Here is a 17,028-nt window from a genome sequence, read left to right on the forward strand (position 1 = left end):
CCCTATTATGAGAAGAGTTCTGTAAGATTTGATAAGAATAAACATACAAGGACAAATGCATCTCATTACTTTGAAACAAGATGCATTTGTCCTTTTGTCTGTTTTGAGTATGGCCAAATCAGTTCCTAATACATACACCGATCATTTTATGAATTCAAACATGTTATAGCTGAAAATACGTTTGTTTCCAACAAAAAACAGAGGCCTTTTGGGGCCTCTGTTTTCTGTTTTTTTAAAATAACCGTTTCAAACTTTTCTTCAGTGACGGCATTTCAAATTTTTGGTTTTCGAAGAAGTTTTTCAGCATGTACTTGCTAAAGCCTTTCGCCTGCCCGTAGGTGATTTTGCCAGGCAGCGGCGGTTCGTTTCCAATCATGACATCCACAACGACAGGTTGGTCAGAGTGCAGCGCCTCATGGAAAGCCGGCGCAAGCTCTTCCGCTTTGGTCACTTTGATGCCCTTTGCTCCGCAGCTTTCTGCAAATGCGGCATAGTCGACATTTTGAAGTTTTGTGACATAGTCGATATTGCCTTTGACCTGCTGCTCGTACTCAATCATGCCGAGATTTTCGTTGTTTAAAATAACGACTGTGATCGGGAGCTTATATTTGACGGCGGTCGGGAGGTCCTGCATGACCATGGAAAATCCCCCGTCACCGCAGACGGCGATCGCCTGGCGTTCCGGTTCGGACAAGCTTGCTGCGATCGCTCCCGGCAGGCCGCAACCCATTGTCGCAAGCCAGCTGGAAACGATGAAATCCTGGTTCGCGTTCATTTTGAAATGACGCGCCATCCAGACTGTCACAGTGCCGACATCTACAGAGAGCACCGCATCATCGGCTGCCGCTTCCTGAAGACGTGCCACGACCTGCTGAGGTTTAAGCGGTGTTGTTGCCTCTGTCTCATCTTTTTCAATTTCGTTCCACCAATGCTGCATATGTTCTGTGCAGGCATTCAGGAATCTTCTGTCTTCCTTGCGTTCAATATACTCTGTCAATTCGCGCAGGCCGAGAGCCGAATCGCAGACAAGGCCCGCTGTCACCGGATACCGTTTTCCGATTTTTGCCGGGTCTGAATCGAGCTGTATCGCCGGCGTGTCATCTGGCAAATAATCACGGTACGGGAATGACGTTCCGAGCATGATTAATAAATCACATTCCTCCATTGCCTCGTAAGCCGGCTTTGTTCCGATCTGCCCGAGGTTGCCGAGAAAATGCGGATGCTTATCGGGAACAACACCCTTTGCCGGGAGTGTAACAACGATCGGAGCGGCGGCTTTGTCCGCAAATTCTAAGAGCTCCTGTTTCGCCTTTTTCATTCCCTGCCCTGCCAGGATAATCGGCTTCTTAGCGTTATTAATATATTGGGCGCAGGTGACGAGCTGTTCTTTTTTCGGTTCAAGGTTCCCGTCAATATACACTGGTGAAGTATACACGGGCTCCCGTTTGATTTTCTCCGCAAACAAATCATCTGACACGCTCAATACCGCAACGCCTTTTTTGCTGTAGGCGGTCCTGATCGCCTGATTTAAGAGATCCGGAAGTGATTCTGCGCTATGTACCTCTCTGTTGAACACAGCCACGTCCTCAAACATTTGCTCCAGCTTAATCTCCTGGAAATAGTCCCGTCCGACTTCGCCAGAAGAAACCTGTCCTGCAATCGCCAGCACAGGGGCGCCGTCCGCTTTTGCATCATATAAACCATTTAATAAGTGTACCGCTCCCGGCCCTGCGATTGACAGACAGACTCCGATCTTGCCGGTGAGTTTTGCTTCAGCCGCGGCTGCCAGTGCCGCTACCTCTTCGTGGCGGGTTTGAATGAACTTCAGTTGATTTCTTTCGTGTCTTAATTCTTCAATAAACTCATTTATACTGTCTCCGGGGATGCCGTATACATGATCAACTCCCCATTGCTCAAGCAGCTCTGTCATTACTTGTCCTGCAGTTTTGTGTGCCATAACGTATCCTCCTTTTTCCTTTTTTAAATACCACAGGAGAAAGGCTTTAAAACCCGGAGACCTTTATCGCTTGCCCAGTCTTCTTTTCAACAGGTCGATCGCCGCGAGCAACCCGCTATCCTTGACGGTGACATTTACATCTTGAGCGCCGTTTTTGAAATCATTGATCTGCCTTTTTCGGTTCGGCACCATAAAAAGCGGCAAACGCCCCGGAGAAACCCACTTTAATCCCGCTGTCTCTGTGCCGTTAGCCATTGCTTGTCCGCCTGTTATGCTTCCGAAAAACACATGCTGTTCATCTTGAAACTTTGGCCTTAGGTAAACACCTATTTTCGCAGAAAGCGCTGCATTGTATCCCGTTTCTTCCAATACCTCCCGCACTGCCGCTTCCTCAGCCGATTCCCCGGGATCAACCCTGCCGCCCGGCAAATCCCATAGAGGGACATCTTTTCGTTTCACCAGCAGAATTTGCTGACTTTCGTTCAGTGCGATCACAAAAGCACCTTGTGTATACACCGCCATACCTCCTTTTCCAACAAAAAAGGACCAAGGTGATTCCCTTGGTCCTAGAGCTTTACTTTTTAAAGTGATACGGCAGTGTGGCAACCATTATGTCCTTTTTCCAGAACAGCCGGACTCTGAGGAGGAAGGCCGATTGGTTGTGAAGGATGGTGTGCCAGCGTTTTTTCGTTATAAATTGCGGAAACAGCACCATAACGGAAAACTGCTCCTTCTTCGCTTTTGCCTCAACTGTTTCCAAAAACTTATCAAACGGATGGACAAGGCTTCTGTAAGAGGAGTGAAGCGTCACGAGACGCACGCCGTTATTAAGCTCTTCCCAGCGTTTTTCGAATTTCTTTTCCTGTTCTCTGTCAAATGACACGTGAACGGCGATCACCTGATCGGACAGTGATTTCGCATAGTGAATCGATTTTTGCACGACGGTGGTGACACCAGCCACAGGCACAATCACAACGGTGCCTTTGATTTCTTCCGGCTCTTTGTCTACGATGCGAAGCTGTTCGCCAACCGCTGTATAGTGATTTTTAATCGCAAAAAACAGCAAAACGACGATAGGCATAAAGATTAACACAGGCCATACGACATTAAACTTCGTCACAAACAGAATGGATAGAACCATAAATGAGATCAGAGCGCCGCAGGAGTTGATCAGCATTTTTCCGATCCAGCCTTTTGGTTTTTGCTTGATCCATTTCATGCACATGCCGGTTTGTGAAAGCGTAAATGGAATAAATACGCCCACAGCATATAAAGGGATTAAGTGCTCCGTCTGTCCTCCGAATAAGATAATGAGAACAATGGACGCAAAGCCTAAAAAGATAATCCCATTTGAGAAGCCTAAGCGGTCGCCCCTGACTGTAAACATTCGCGGCATATACTGGTCTCTCGCCAGATTGAAGGCAAGCTGCGGGAAGGCTGAAAATCCCGTATTTGCAGCAAGAACCAAAATAAGCGATGTGACACCTTGGATGACATAGTAGAACACATTCCGCCCGAAGGTTTCGGACGCAATTTGTGAAACCACTGTTTCATCAGGCTTCGGCGCCGTACCATACCCGTACGCGAGCACCGTGATGCCGGAAAACAGAATCGCCAGCAAAATCCCCATCATCGCAAGCGTTCTTGCCGCGTTTCGCGCAGGCGGGTTTTTGAATGCAGGAATCGCGTTAGAAATGGCCTCAACCCCGGTCAATGCTGAGCAGCCGGAGGAAAAAGCCTTAAGCAGCAAAAACAGCGTAATGCCGGCTACAGGTGTGCCGAGCGGTGTATGATGGGCTGGCTGGTCTATTTGTCCTGTCATGAGTTTAAACAACCCGACTGCAATGAGAACCAAAAGCGCCACCACAAACAGATAAACCGGGTAGGCAAGTATGGATGCCGATTCCGAAAGCCCGCGCAGGTTCAAAATCATAATCACTAACACGAGAAAAATAGCGATCGGTACATGATAATCATGCAATGCAGGAAAGGCTGACGTGATGGCGTCCGTGCCTGCGGAAATACTTACCGCTACTGTTAAAATATAATCAACAAGCAATGAACCGCCCGCAATCAATCCCGGTTTTTCACCGAGATTTTCTTTAGAAACGACATACGCCCCGCCGCCCTGCGGATAAGCGTAAATAATTTGCCTGTATGAAAGAATCAGTGCGAGCAGCAAGATGAGAACGCCAACCGCAATCGGAATGGAGTACCAAAATGCGGCAGCACTGATTGTTGCCAAAATGATTAGAATTTGTTCTGTCCCATATGCGACAGATGACAGCGCATCTGAGGAAAGCATAGCCAAGGCTTTTAATTTCGTCAGTTTTTGCTCTCCAGCTGCTTGGGATTTTAGTGGTTTCCCAATCAAAAAACGTTTGATTGAATGATACATCGATGTCTTCCCCTTTTAATTTCTCATTTTTCAATTAAAACAATAAAACATCAGTGTCTTGCTCTCACATGTTGATGATAGTCCTTTCTGCTATGATGTCTCTGTATGCGATTTGCATTCAAAAATGAACAACAAAAAACACAGAGGCAAACGGATGCCCCTGTGCCATAACATCGAACACAGGTTTCATTCATCTCCTCTCACGAACGCTTACGAGGTTAGCTGACGGATTCGGGCATATGAGAGTTAGCCCTACCTAAAAAGGATTCACCCCAACGGCAAAAAGCCGTTCTATTGGGTCCCCCGCTCTGATTTCAGATTAAGCGATTTGTTTTCTAAAAGAGATCATACTCCCGTTCCCGCACGTTGTAAAGAGGCTTATTGGCTGAGAGAAAAAAATAAAATGACAGGTTCCACAAATGGAATTTACTTACCAAAAATAAAAAAACAGAGGCTAAAATCGCCTCTGTTTTATTCTGTATCTGTCTTTCTTTTTCTGCGTCTTACAGCAATCCAAATGAATACTGCCGCAATCACCATAATGAGTGCCAGCACACCAATATACATCCATTTCTGGCTATGATCCTGTGTTGATTGTTCTGCGTCGGAACTGTTTGTTTCCGATTTGAGCTGCTGGTGGTTTGTAAACACCTGCTGGCTATTTGTTTCATTAAGGACGGTTGCCGACTCATCGTTGCTGTTCAGATAACTGATGATCTCTTTTGTGACAGCCGTGCCATCTCCTTTTGACGGTGCAAAGACAGCCATTGTATAGCGTGAATCCCAAACCGATGCTTGGGTAAATACCACTTGTTTTGTCGTCTCATTCAGCATCTCGAAACCAGATACATCAAACGAGCCGTTCTTTTCCTGCGGCACAAGCAGATCTGATGATTTCTCCTTCAGAAGAGAAAATTGATTGATCCCCCCTATGAAAATGAGGTTTCGTCCTTTCGCATCCTTTGCTGTAACGTCAGATGATTTCTTTACCGTATATGAATGCTGTGCTTCGCTGCCAAAGGATTCCGTTACGAGAGAATGCTCCTCTAGCTTCGATTGGCTTACGGTGTCAGGAAGCACGATTAACGTTGTTTGATCCTGGTTTCCGGCGTAAGGCAGCGGCCACTCTTGAAAATCCGCTGACGGAGACATGCCTTTGATGGCGTATGATAATGTACTGTTTTTATCGATAAAAACCCACTTTTCTTCATCAGTGGTGTTGCAAGGGTTGTTTTCCTTTAAACCGGTCGTGACGAACTGAATATCAATGTAGCGGTTTTTTTGCAGCAGCTTAGGGTCCACTTTCACTGTGACATGATAGAATCCGTTTTTATCTTCTTTTCCTAATTCATCAAGTCGGACCGAGTGCGGCTGGCCGTTGATCATCACTTTCAGTTCTGCGGCCTGAGAGGCTGACTCGTTTTCAGCCGTTGAGGCTTGAATCGTTTCAGACTTTTTCAGTTTAAGCGACAGCTTCGCCGATTGGTTTTCATCTAAAACAGCCGAAGCCGGATAAAAATAATGTGCTGAAGATGTTTTGTCGGCTCCAATTGTGATATCGCCCGCTCCAAAATTCTCAAGGGTCAGCTTATCGCTTTCTTTTTTTTCAGTCTGCTGAAGCTTGCTGATTGAAAGTGTATCGCCGCTGAGCTGGCCTGTATATGTCTGATCTGTCATCACGCTGATTTTTTTAGTGAGCGCGTCCTCGGACGCCGCTTGCGCAAACAGAACCGGCTGCTGTTTGCCCTCTGCTTTCAGCACTCGCTCCGCAAGCAGAAGGTTTTCTCCTTTTGCCTGTAGCCCGGCTTGTTTCAACAGTTTTTTCACTTTGCCGTTCCAATGCTTGTCCACACCGATAACAATCGTCGGCTTATCGATTTTTTTCAGTTCAGATTCCGTGACATACGCAATACTGACACTGCTGTCCACCGTTTTCAAATAGCCTTCTGTTTTAACAGCAGCTTCTATTTCTGCTGAACTTGGGTCATCCGGAATGACGATGGCTGTTTCTTCCGCTGTATTTCCAGATTGGGCGAAAGGATACGGATAATGGTCCAGCGACGTTCCCTTCGCTTCACTGCTGTCAGCAAGTGTCAGCCGGCTGTCCGGATAAATTTTGATCCAGTTGCCTGATGTATCCTGTCTGACGCACACGCCCTCTTTCATTACGCCGTAGAATTTCAGCGATACGTTGTGATAGCCTTGCGCAGACTGGCTTTTATTCAGATTCAGCTTCACTGTTTTCCGTTTGGAATCACCATCAAGCTTTAACGTCTTGACCGGTTCATCATCAATGACAGCCGTTAACGATGATGGAGAAATTAAAAGATTTGATGCCTCGTATTCGATTACCAATTGCTGATTGCCCGAAGAGGCGCCTGCCGGGATCTGATACGTCAGCTCTGCGCTGTCTTTTGATCCATACAGTGTAATCAGCTCGCTTGTCAGCACCTGCTGTTTGGCTTGTTCTTGGCTGCTTTTCCCGAGGAGCGAACCGCTGACCTGTACGTCTTTGGCAAGAGCCGTTTGTCCAGTCATCACCAGCAGCATGAAGCTTGTGAGAAAAATCATTATTTGTTTCAAAAAGGTCACCCGCTTTTATGTTGATTGTATCGTTCTGTCTTGTACCATTTGACCTCTTGCTTGAATAAACGGTGCTTGATTTCTACGAATAAAGAGTAGATAACAAGCACAATCCATGCCTGCGAGTATGTGAAGTACATGAGAAATACGATAAAAAAGTTTTGCTTGTTCATTTCTGTTTTTTCAATGCTCAACGTAATCATGACCTCTGTCATAAATAAGAAAAACGCCAAAATCCAGAGAATCATTGCCAAAAATCCAACAGACAAATGCAGATCATAAAACAAATTCACTACAAAAATCGCATTTGACATGATCACGCCAAAGAAAAACAGGAAGTACGTAAAGAAAAAATAAAACAAATCAAAGATAATCCGTTTTCGTTTCAGCTTAAAAAACTGCGCCAAAAATTTGAGCACGACATATTGATTGCCGCGCGCCCATCGGGTGCGCTGGCGCCACCATACCTTCCATGTTTCCGGTTCCTGCTCCCACGTGATGGCGGCAGGGAAAAAGCGGATGTGGTAGCCGAGATTATACACCCGGATGGTCAGCTCAGTATCCTCAGCGAGCGCTTTGTCATCCCAGCCTCCGAGCTTTTCGATAATGCTTCTGCGGATCGCGAAGTTGGTGCCTGGGATCGTGGCGATTTTGAACCACTTCCATCTGCCTCCCTGGGCCATCCACTGAAAACAGATCGTTTCGATATTAATAAACCTTGTCAGCAGCGTCTTTGCTGCATTGATGACGCGGAATTTTCCTACCACGGCGCCTGCCTTTTCGTCATTCATCAGGCCGAGCACGAGGTAATACACGGCCATTTTCTCAGGCGTGTTGTCGGCGTCATACACACAGATCACATCGCCGTTCGATTCGGCAAAACCCGAGTTAAGTGCAGAGGATTTTCCTTTTCCTGCATTTGGCGGCTTCGTAATCACCATTTTGATGAAATCGTATTTCTCGGAAAATTCATTGACGATATCACCCGTCCGGTCTGATGAATTATCATTAACGACGATAATCTCCAGCCGGTCCTTCGGATAATAAAGGTTGACCATCGCCTTCAGCGTCTGCCGAATCACAACCTCTTCGTTATGCGCCGGGATGAGGACGCTGACCTTCGGCAATTCCTTCATGTTTTCTCTCCACTTCGGGATATTCCGTTCGAAGGTCATATAGTGGCGGAACCCGCCCTGCATGAGGAACATGTGGTAGAGAAGCATCACCCATATTAAACTTAGCGAGATAAAGAACAGCGTATTACCCAAGGCTTCTTCTCTCCTTAAAAATTCGTTTTTTCAATGTGGCTCTCAAGTAAAACGTATAACTGACAAACATGATGACAAATAAGAGCACAACAGCGGAGAGAATCCATAACGCCTTTTCAAGAGGGGTTTGCCGGTGATGATCGAAAAACTCGTCAATGGCGCTTACGCCGTTTTTCACCTGAATCGTTCCGTCACCGCTTGTATGAATTTCCACTTTGTCTGTTTTGACGGTTTGTTTCGTTTTCTTTAAATCAAGCCATTCACTGTCTGGAATGCGTTCCATCTGATCAACGAGCTCCGGCAGATATTTCATCCCAAGGTACGGGTGATAAAATCCTCCGGCTACTCCGCCTTCAAAATCAATCATCTGGGAGATGTGCTCCTCCATCTCACCGAGCGGGTTTTGCTTTGATGTGTCGACAAAACCGATCGTTTCCGGATAAAGCGTCATTCCGTGCAACATCGAAGGAGCAGTCACAAACGGAGGTGCACCGGATGTTTTCCATGTTGTGCTGCTGAGCTGGACCTGGCCGAAAATGCTTGTAAAATACTGCGAGGCGATTTGATAGCCATAATCGGACATCGTGTAATGCGGCGCTTCAAACGCCAGCGGGTAAAGACCCGACGATGTCAAATCCTCAATGGCACGCGTCAGTTTTTGTTTTGTATACGTTTCTTCCTTTTCCCGAAATGGTTCGAGATAGCTGTGATAGGCTTGTTCGTTCGGGAAGTCCTGTTCTTTCTCCAAAACGGACGGGGGGTCTTCGGCATTTCCGGATGTAATCGGCTGATCCGCCTTTGCATCCCAAAATTCAAAGCCCTCTCCTGTTTCACTGTAGCGATAAGCGTGAGTATAGCCGTGAACAATGATACTGCCGCCCATGCTTTGCAGCTTTTTCAGCACCTTGACCATCTTCGGTTGATCAGACAAATACACTTTGTCGCCTGTTTCCGGATTCAAGTAAACCGGAATGACCGCCAGGATAAAAGGAATATGCCGCTTATGCAGGTATGTACCGGCTTGAAGCAGCAATTTTTCATCAGACATCGGGCTGATATCCTCGAGACGCAAATACAATAACGTCGTCCCCGCCTTCTCTCCGAAAGCTTCTCTGAGCTGTTTCGCCACGATTAAATTGTCATTTAACAAATTTGTTAATCCAATGTACACATTCCCTTTTTTTGTTTTCCATATAAAAGAATGCGTTGTGCCGTCATCGGCTTTGAAGGTGTAAAGCGCCGTTCCTTTCAGGCCTGATACACTCAGCACGTTAAGCCCGCTTTCCAGAGACACATCGGCCTTTTCCGACCTGCTGTGAACCTGAAACACATTTTCTTTGCGGGCTAATGAAAGCCCGGAAAATTGGCTGATTTGGCCTGCGTTATAGCCAATGGCGACAACCGGTTTTTTTACGCCGCTGATAAGAGACAGCAATTTTTTGCTGAGCTTTCTTTTCGTTTGGCCGTAATAAATCACATGGTCTTTCCCTTTGAAATCCGACGCTTCAACGTCTGAATCTTTTTTGACTGTCACATGGGATGTAAAGTGGCCCGCAAGCAAATCGAGCATTTTGACTTGTGACGACTCTTTGCCATCCAAGGTTGTATAGATGATGAGAATGCCGGCATCCTGATCTTTCGCTTGCGCAGAAACGGGAAAAGACGCAATAGCTAAAAATAGAAGCATCATGACGCATAGCAGTGTGATCCCTTTATAGTTCATTCATCATCATCTCGTTTTCCAGTTCTTCTAAAAATTGTTCAGCTGTTTTGATATCGTTGCGGTAAGGCAAAAAGCAAACGTGGAACGTAAGCGACACATACTTTCCATTTTCCAGCTGATATGTATCCAATTGTTTCTTCAGCTTAGTCAGAACGGCCGGCATATGTTCAGCAGGCGTGTGCGTCAGCACGATCCCGATACGCTCGTCAGAGGGACGGAATTTCTTATCCGTTTCCCGAACGCTTGTCCTGATTTGCTGACTGACATATTGGAAGAGGCGGTCCGTTTCTTTTTCACCGTACAAAGACTTAAACTCTTTGAAATAATGCATATGCAGCAGCAAAAAAACGAAAGAATTGCCGTAGCGCTCCGCCCGCTTGATTTCTTCTGAAAGCTCCAGCTTCATCCTTTGCTTGTTATCAAAACCAGTCACTCTGTCAACAGCAACATAGCTTTTAATTTCGGATTGAAGCCGTGTCATTGAGCGCCGAAGCTCTGCTGTAATATCGTGGATTCTTCCAGAAATAAAAGAAAACAGCAAAAGCGCGATTCCCCACACGACAAGCATTCGCAGCCCTTCCTCAGCCGGAAAGAGCGATGTCTGTCCAGTCTGGAAAAACATCATTAAGGTGCCGAGAACAAAGAGTACGATTAAGGTCACTGCCAGCGCGTAAATCGGGCCGAACCAGATGCCTGCGGCGATGACGACAAATGTGATGCAAAGGATCAGAGCACCTTCTGATTGCTGGGCTGGCACATAATAAATAAACAAAGACAGGGCCGCGATGAGCCCTGAAAAATAAGCAAATAATTTTTGTGATTCACTGAATGATATTTTCATTAAAAAGCTTCCTTTCGGCTAACAGCGGCAGCAGATTGTCAAATGAATGCGTCTGAGTGCCGCTCATATAGCCTCCATAATACGATTTCACCGGATCATGAATTTCAAAGTCATTCATTCTGTCATATATGGCTTTGATGACATAACTGTTTTCATGCTGTTTTGTCAAAAACAATGCGGCTAAGGCATATACGGATGGAGACTCATATTGGACGGCAGGCTCCTTGGTATCTGCCGAATACCGCCCGTACAGCTTTCCGTTTTTCTGAAATTCCTGCTTGATCCAGTCCGCTAAAACAGATGCTTTTTCATCCCCTTCCGGCAAATGCCAAGCAGCATAAAGCTGATCAATCAGGTTGATTTCACTATCATATGTGTATTCCTTCGTCTCCGAGCTGTATGTCTTCGGCAGAAAGCCATTTTTTAAAGGAGCTGAATAGAGAACATTGGCATTCCGCTGTTCTGTTTCTTCGTCTATGATTCCATTCTTCTTTAAGACAGCTAAGGCATCAGGCATGACGTATGAAATTGTCACATCCTTTGAAGCGGCCTGTGAGTCGTAAAAGTCTGTAAAAAACCCGTTGTTCATATTGTATGTCTTCAAAGACGTGCCGATATCCCTAGCCGTTTGCGCGTAGTCGCTGCGGCCCCACTTTTCGGCGGCTTGGTCAAGAGACAGCATAATTCTCATATCATCTATCAGCGCATTCGTCCCGCTCGCTTGGCCATTTTGAATCTTCCACGTCACCAAGTGATTGCTCATCAGAAATGAATCAGTCAGATGCTGATATTGATCCTGGAAATGCGGTGCGTCATTTTTGCTGAGCAGAAACTCCATCCACAGTCCGAGAGATTCCGACAAGTAAGAAGGCTGGTCTGAAAAATCGGTTTTGATCAGCCCTTTGTCATTCATTAAATTGTAATAGATGAAATATTCCGCCGGCTGGAGCGGGCTGGCATTCACTTCTGTCGCCGACTGATTTTGAATCTTGTTTCCAGCTTCAGCACACCCTGCGGAAAGTCCGATAGATAAGAAGAATAAGATGACAGCAATTAGTACATGCCTCACAGGCAAATCCCCCTTTGTCGCCTGAAGCAAATCAGACGCTCACAAATAGTTATAGACGAAAATATGACTGCCATGTTACAAAGTACATTTACTATAAAAGAAAAAAATGCAGATTGCTAGCTTTTTTTCCCCCTTTTTGAACATTAAGAAAACAGGACCTAAGTCCAATAGAAAAACCTGTGCGATAAGCACAGGTTTTTCTATTATTTATCCAAACCGAGTTTTTTCAGCTGTTCTGCCAGCGCATTGTTAATCGGCTCATCTTTATTTTGTTTTTTCATATAAGAGGATACGTCCCGTTTGGTAGCACGCGCTTTGTCTTTGTTTTTTCGTTTTTCAAATACAGAGAGCTTTTCACGGTGACCGCACACACACGCAAAGGTTTGGCCCTCGCCTTGGCCGCGAAGCTCCATTCGTTTATGGCAGTTCGGGCAGCGTGCGTTTGTTTTTCGGGCAATCGTTTTTCTGCTTCCGCATTCACGATCTTGGCACACGAGCATCGTCCCGCGTTTGCCGTTTACTTTCAGCATCATTTTGCCGCATTCCGGACATGCCGTTCCCGTGATGTTGTCATGTCGGAAGGTTTGGCTGCTGTTTTTGATTTCTTTTACCGTTTGGTGAGCGTAAGCCTTCATATCTTTAATAAAAACAGCCGATTTCAATTTGCCGGCCGCGATCGCAGACAGCTTTTGCTCCCATTCTGCTGTTAAGGCCGGTGATTTCAGATCCTCCGGAACAAGCTGCAGGAGCTGTTTTCCTTTAGAAGTGATAAAAATATCTTGGTTTTTTTTCTCGATTAAAAAGCTGTTGAACAGTTTTTCAATAATGTCGGCACGCGTTGCCACCGTGCCGAGGCCGCCTGTTTCTCCAAGCGTTTTGACGAGGTCTTTTTCTTCTCCCTGCATAAATGCGCTTGGGTTTTCCATCGCTGACAGCAAGGTCCCTTCGTTAAAGCGGGCAGGCGGCTTCGTTTGGCCGCTTGTTTCCGTTAACGTGCGGACGGCAAGTGTGTCGCCTTTTTGAAGCGCAGGAAGTGTCTGGTCTCTGTCATCCTCCTGCTCATCATCCTCATCCGCCATATCATAAACGGCTTTCCACCCTTGCGACTGCACGGTTTTGCCTTTCGCCGTAAAGGTTTCTCCGCCGATTTCTGCGATGACCTTTGTTTCCTCATATTCGAATGCAGGCATTAATACAGCCAGGAAACGTTTCGCAATCAGGTCATACAGCTTTCGTTCTTTATCACTCAGACTGCTGAGAACGAGCGGCTCTTCGGTCGGGATAATCGCGTGGTGGTCTGACACCTTCGCGTCATTGACATATCCTTTATGAGATTTAATGCCGCGTTTTTTAATTTGGCTGACATATTGGGCATACGGTTTTACTTCCATGCCTTCCAGACGGTCTTTTAACGTCGGGACGATGTCACTGGATAAAAATCTAGAGTCCGTCCGCGGATATGTGACAAGCTTATGCTGCTCATATAGCTTCTGCAGTACAGAAAGCGTTTCTTTAGCAGAAAAACCGAAGCGCTTGTGGGCGTCACGCTGCAGCTCCGTTAAATCATAAAGCGCAGGCGCAAAGCTTTTTTTCGCTGTTTTTTTCAGCTCAGCTACGACCGCTTGCTTTCCTTGGAGATTTTTTAGCAAACGGCTTGTTACATCTTGATTGAACGTTCTCGTCTGCTTTGATTTCTTATCCTGCCACGTCAGCGTCATGCCGTCGACTGCAGCACGGATGCCGTAATATGGAACGGGAGTAAACGCTTGAATGTCTGCCTCGCGCTTTGCAATCATGGCAAGCGTCGGAGTCTGCACACGCCCGCATGAGAGCTGGGCATTGAATTTTGTGGTAAGTGCACGGGTGGCATTGATCCCCACAATCCAATCCGCTTCCGCTCTGGCGACGGCAGAATGGTACAGGTTTTCATATTCTTTGCCGCTGCGCAGCTTTTGAAAACCTTCCTTGATCGCTTTATCCGTCACTGATGAAATCCACAGCCGCTTGATTGGTTTTCGGACATTCGCTTTCTCAATGATCCAGCGCGCAACAAGCTCACCTTCCCGGCCTGCGTCAGTCGCGATGACAATCTGATTGACGTCTTTACGGGTAAGCTGGGATTTGACTGCATTGAACTGCTTTCCGGTTTTTTTTATCACCACAAGCTTCAAGGGTTCTGGGATAATCGGCAGATCCTCTAAGCGCCAAGATTGAAATTCTTTTCCGTAGCCTTCCGGATCAGCAAGCGTCACCAAATGGCCTAAAGCCCAGGTCACAATATATTGATCGCCTTCGAGATAACCGTTTCCTTTTTTATGGCACTTCAGCACCCGGGCTAAATCCCGGCCGACTGAAGGTTTTTCAGCTAATACAACTGTTTTTGACATGCTTGATCACTTCTCTTTCTTTCACACTCATCCTGTTATTATAACAGACTTCACGCGGCACTCTCTAACCGCGCCCGTTTTTCGTGTCAATTTCTGAGAAAATGACGTGAGTGACGGTTTGCGCGTAGGGCGATGTTTTGTTAATGAAATCTTCTACCGCTTCGAGGCTTTCGGCATTGATTTTCAGCATATAGCAGGCTGCACCCGCAATCCGGTAGCAAAATTCAATATTCGGCAATGTTTGAATATAGCTTTTGAACCGCTCATAATCCGCGTTTTTAACGGTTGCTTCCACAATGCAGGAAACAGGAAGCCCAAGTTTTTTCTGGTCGACCTCCAGCGTGTATTGCTTGATGATGCCAAACGATTCAAGCTGTCTTACCCGTTCTGTTACAGATGGAGGCGACAGTTTAATTTTTCTGCCTAATTCCCTCATCGACAAACGGCTGTCCTTCTTCAGCTCCTCAATGATATTCAGATCAATCTGGTCAAGTTTCATTTCAACATCCTTCTTTTTTGATTTTGTACACATTATCTCGGGTATTTTTGTAAATGACAAGTACAGTTCCCTAGAAAAGGCATGTAAAAATGAATGTTTTCCGAACATTTTTTGAAAGCTGTCATATGCCCCTCCGGATTGTTTATAGTATAAAATGAAAACGTGTCCACAAGGAGGGCGATTTATGCTGCACACGCCGATCGGAAGACTTCGCACGATGGGTTTTATTGAAGGAATGTCACTCTTAATCCTGTTGTTCATCGCTATGCCGCTTAAATATTGGGCAGGCCTTCCGCTTGCGGTGACAATTGTCGGTTCGGTTCATGGCGGGTTGTTCATTTTGTATTTGCTTGTCTTGGCTTATGCAACCTTCTCTGTCAAATGGCCGCTGAAATGGTCAGCTGCCGGCTTCGTCGCCGCTTTCGTCCCATTCGGAAATTTTTTGTACGACCGCGGATTAAGGAAATATAAATAAGGGAACGCAAAAAAGGCTGGATTTTTATGATCCAGCCTTTTTTATTAAAACCACTTTGTCAGCCAAGCGATATAGTAGGCCCCTGGAATAAACATGAGCTGGGCGAGGAGTGTGCCCGCCACCCTTGATGTGACCATTGTGACAGAGGTCCATTTTAAATAGATATAGCTTCGTTTTCCTTTTGCCACATCATCAGCTAGAACGGATACTTTAGGATCAACAAAAATGGCCAGTAGCATCGTCGCAATCCCATTGATCAAACCCGAAGCCATGACGGCTGTCGTACTGCGCTCCGGCGCCAGAAGGCCTGCGTATAAAGCCGAAAGCACGCCAATTGTATAAATCGATGTAATCAGCATGTTGATGACAAACAAACGCTTCGGAATCAAGCGCATATGAAATCCTTTTACATATGAAATAGACGGCAGACGCAAATAGGAAAGGGCATTTTTGAATCCTTGTTTCGAGAATCCCTTTCGGAAAACTTGAAAAACGGAGCCGCCGCCGCCCGCCAAGTGAATAATCGCCCGTGAAAAAAGAGCGACAAAAGACGGGAGCAGGATAATGCCCAAAATGGTGCCGACTGTCGATCCGAAAATTAAAAAGCGGAACTGCTCCCCTACAATCGCCAGTGCGTTTTTTCCAGCATCATCAATTAAATGCCCGGTAAAGGGCTGCTGCACCATGTTCGACATTCTGGATACGATGACCATGACATTAAACAGAGAAAGCGCGGACGCAATAAATCCAACGCGGGCCCCGGAAAGCCTTGTGGCATAGGCTAAGGTTTCTATCGAGTGAATCAGCAATAAAAAACAAAAAATAAAAAGTACTTGTGTTGTAATGACATGCACGTTATTTTTCCTCCAATTTCATCCTAGAGATAAGACTAGAAAGAAGACAAGGAGGTTTCAGTACGATGTGTTTTTTGCAATAAAAAAACCGTCCGGCGTACGCCGGGCGGTTTGTCTTATTCTTTTCTATACGCAAATAAAGATTATATCATCCGCCAAGTCAGGCGGGTTAGATTCATAAAGCATTGTTCCGAAGAATCATTCTGGAAAGTAAACACCATGGAAATTTCTTGAACACAAGACAACGAAAGCCCTACCTCTCAATCGTCACTGCGGCTCCGAAGCCGCGCCGGTGTGAATTGTAAAACAAAAAAGTCTTTTTTCCATCTCATCGTTAGGGGCGATTTGTTATGAAGGAAAAGAATAAGGGCAGCTGGTTATGCTGCTTGGGAAGCGGTAAGCTTCTCTCTCAAAACAGAAAAAAGAAGTTTACTTTCTTTTTTATTTGCTTATTTTTCTTACTAGCTATTCATAATAACATATTGCCCCTGAAAACACAAATTTTTTATAGTTCGAGTGAGACCGGTGTTTTCTCCCCGGCATTCATTAATCTGATTTCCTCCGGTTCAATTTCAAGAATCACCAGATTCGGATCATCCTTGCCGTCAAACCAGCGCTCTAATTTGGAACTCCATATTTTGTCCTTGAGTTCTGCCGAATTGTTGATTTTGGCTTTTCCGGCAACTTCGACATATGCGTCGCCAAAACCTTCACAATCATAGCCTAATAAAATGTGGACATTGGGGTTGTTCTCAATTTCTTCTGCTTTATGAGTTTCCTTGCTTGTCGGTGTGTAAATCGTCAGCCCGTCATGGAAAAAAGTCATGTAGCGGGAATGCGGTTTGCCCTTTTGAACTGTTGCGAGCGAACCTACTTTATGGTGATCTAGAACATCAAGCACTTTTTGTTTAATGTCTTGCTGATTCATCTCGAATCACTCCTTTTTAACGTCTCCGCTGTTACTTTTCCACATC

General features: G+C 45.8%; 13 protein-coding genes, 1 pseudogene and 1 riboswitch. Of the genes and pseudogenes, 2 read left to right on the top strand and 12 right to left on the bottom strand.

Annotated features, from left to right (window positions below; all coding sequences use genetic code 11):
* Positions 1–28: 28 nt before the first annotated feature.
* Positions 29–241, top strand: a pseudogene (locus ACQVGT_RS18320) (hypothetical protein).
* Here the strand turns inward: ACQVGT_RS18320 and ACQVGT_RS18325 are convergent.
* The 10 genes from ACQVGT_RS18325 to lrpC all read right to left on the bottom strand — a co-directional run bounded on the left by ACQVGT_RS18325 (position 233) and on the right by lrpC (position 14,725).
* Entirely contained in the window at positions 233–1,957 is a 1,725-nt protein-coding gene (locus ACQVGT_RS18325) for a pyruvate oxidase (RefSeq protein WP_015382807.1), read from the bottom strand. The pseudogene ACQVGT_RS18320 and the gene ACQVGT_RS18325 overlap by 9 nt on opposite strands.
* Positions 1,958–2,020: 63 nt before the next feature.
* Positions 2,021–2,473, bottom strand: coding sequence for an NUDIX hydrolase (locus ACQVGT_RS18330; RefSeq protein ID WP_015482819.1), 453 nt, complete (start codon positions 2,471–2,473; stop codon positions 2,021–2,023).
* Between the two features lie 58 nt (positions 2,474–2,531).
* Entirely contained in the window at positions 2,532–4,355 is a 1,824-nt protein-coding gene (gene kimA / locus ACQVGT_RS18335; protein WP_003234374.1) for a potassium transporter KimA, read from the bottom strand.
* A 192-nt stretch (positions 4,356–4,547) separates the two neighbouring features.
* Positions 4,548–4,691, bottom strand: a riboswitch (cyclic di-AMP (ydaO/yuaA leader).
* Between the two features lie 135 nt (positions 4,692–4,826).
* The gene (locus tag ACQVGT_RS18340) at positions 4,827–6,938 is read right to left on the bottom strand and encodes a cellulose biosynthesis cyclic di-GMP-binding regulatory protein BcsB (protein ID WP_041517661.1); all 2,112 of its coding nucleotides are present in this window, start codon (positions 6,936–6,938) and stop codon (positions 4,827–4,829) included.
* Between the two features lie 5 nt (positions 6,939–6,943).
* Positions 6,944–8,206 carry a glycosyltransferase family 2 protein gene (locus ACQVGT_RS18345; protein WP_003246697.1) on the bottom strand — a complete coding sequence of 421 codons (1,263 nt, stop codon included), beginning with the start codon at positions 8,204–8,206 and terminating at the stop codon, positions 6,944–6,946.
* Positions 8,199–9,908: a DUF2334 domain-containing protein gene (locus ACQVGT_RS18350; RefSeq protein ID WP_080030711.1), complete on the bottom strand. Its 1,710-nt coding sequence runs from the start codon at positions 9,906–9,908 to the stop codon at positions 8,199–8,201. Before ACQVGT_RS18350 ends, ACQVGT_RS18345 begins: the two co-directional genes overlap by 8 nt.
* 10 nt (positions 9,909–9,918) lie before the next feature.
* A complete protein-coding gene (epsK, locus tag ACQVGT_RS18355) occupies positions 9,919–10,770 on the bottom strand; it encodes a cyclic-di-GMP receptor EpsK (protein ID WP_015382803.1) in 852 nt (283 codons plus the stop codon).
* A complete protein-coding gene (locus ACQVGT_RS18360; protein ID WP_015482816.1) occupies positions 10,751–11,839 on the bottom strand; it encodes a glycosyl hydrolase family 8 in 1,089 nt (362 codons plus the stop codon). Before ACQVGT_RS18360 ends, epsK begins: the two co-directional genes overlap by 20 nt.
* A 203-nt stretch (positions 11,840–12,042) precedes the next feature.
* Positions 12,043–14,226 (bottom strand): DNA topoisomerase III, encoded by a 2,184-nt coding sequence (locus ACQVGT_RS18365; RefSeq protein WP_015382801.1) that lies wholly within the window; start codon positions 14,224–14,226, stop codon positions 12,043–12,045.
* Positions 14,227–14,290: 64 nt separating this feature from the next.
* The gene (lrpC, locus tag ACQVGT_RS18370; protein ID WP_003246585.1) at positions 14,291–14,725 is read right to left on the bottom strand and encodes a transcriptional regulator LrpC; all 435 of its coding nucleotides are present in this window, start codon (positions 14,723–14,725) and stop codon (positions 14,291–14,293) included.
* A gap of 184 nt (positions 14,726–14,909) precedes the next feature.
* Here lrpC and ACQVGT_RS18375 point away from each other — a divergent pair, with 184 nt between their 5' ends.
* On the top strand, positions 14,910–15,200 hold the full coding sequence (locus ACQVGT_RS18375) for a DUF3817 domain-containing protein (RefSeq protein WP_015252794.1): 291 nt from the start codon (positions 14,910–14,912) through the stop codon (positions 15,198–15,200).
* A gap of 44 nt (positions 15,201–15,244) precedes the next feature.
* Here ACQVGT_RS18375 and amj read toward each other — a convergent pair whose 3' ends face one another.
* A complete protein-coding gene (gene amj / locus ACQVGT_RS18380) occupies positions 15,245–16,054 on the bottom strand; it encodes a lipid II flippase Amj (RefSeq protein ID WP_003234394.1) in 810 nt (269 codons plus the stop codon).
* A 505-nt stretch (positions 16,055–16,559) separates the two neighbouring features.
* Positions 16,560–16,982 (bottom strand): pyridoxamine 5'-phosphate oxidase family protein, encoded by a 423-nt coding sequence (locus tag ACQVGT_RS18385; RefSeq protein ID WP_015382800.1) that lies wholly within the window; start codon positions 16,980–16,982, stop codon positions 16,560–16,562.
* Between the last annotated feature and the right edge of the window lie 46 nt (positions 16,983–17,028).

The sequence above is a fragment of the Bacillus sp. SCT118 genome (genome assembly GCF_058566435.1).

Bases quoted from the DNA above. Each gene is read 5' to 3' on its own strand.
- ACQVGT_RS18385 (WP_015382800.1), bottom strand. From the start codon at position 16,982: ATGAATCAGCAAGACATTAAACAAAAAGTGCTTGATGTTCTAGATCAC.
- ACQVGT_RS18325 (WP_015382807.1), bottom strand. From the start codon at position 1,957: ATGGCACACAAAACTGCAGGACAAGTAATGACAGAGCTGCTTGAGCAA.
- lrpC (WP_003246585.1), bottom strand. From the start codon at position 14,725: ATGAAACTTGACCAGATTGATCTGAATATCATTGAGGAGCTGAAGAAG.
- kimA (WP_003234374.1), bottom strand. From the start codon at position 4,355: ATGTATCATTCAATCAAACGTTTTTTGATTGGGAAACCACTAAAATCC.
- ACQVGT_RS18365 (WP_015382801.1), bottom strand. From the start codon at position 14,226: ATGTCAAAAACAGTTGTATTAGCTGAAAAACCTTCAGTCGGCCGGGAT.
- epsK (WP_015382803.1), bottom strand. From the start codon at position 10,770: ATGAAAATATCATTCAGTGAATCACAAAAATTATTTGCTTATTTTTCA.
- ACQVGT_RS18375 (WP_015252794.1), top strand. From the start codon at position 14,910: ATGCTGCACACGCCGATCGGAAGACTTCGCACGATGGGTTTTATTGAA.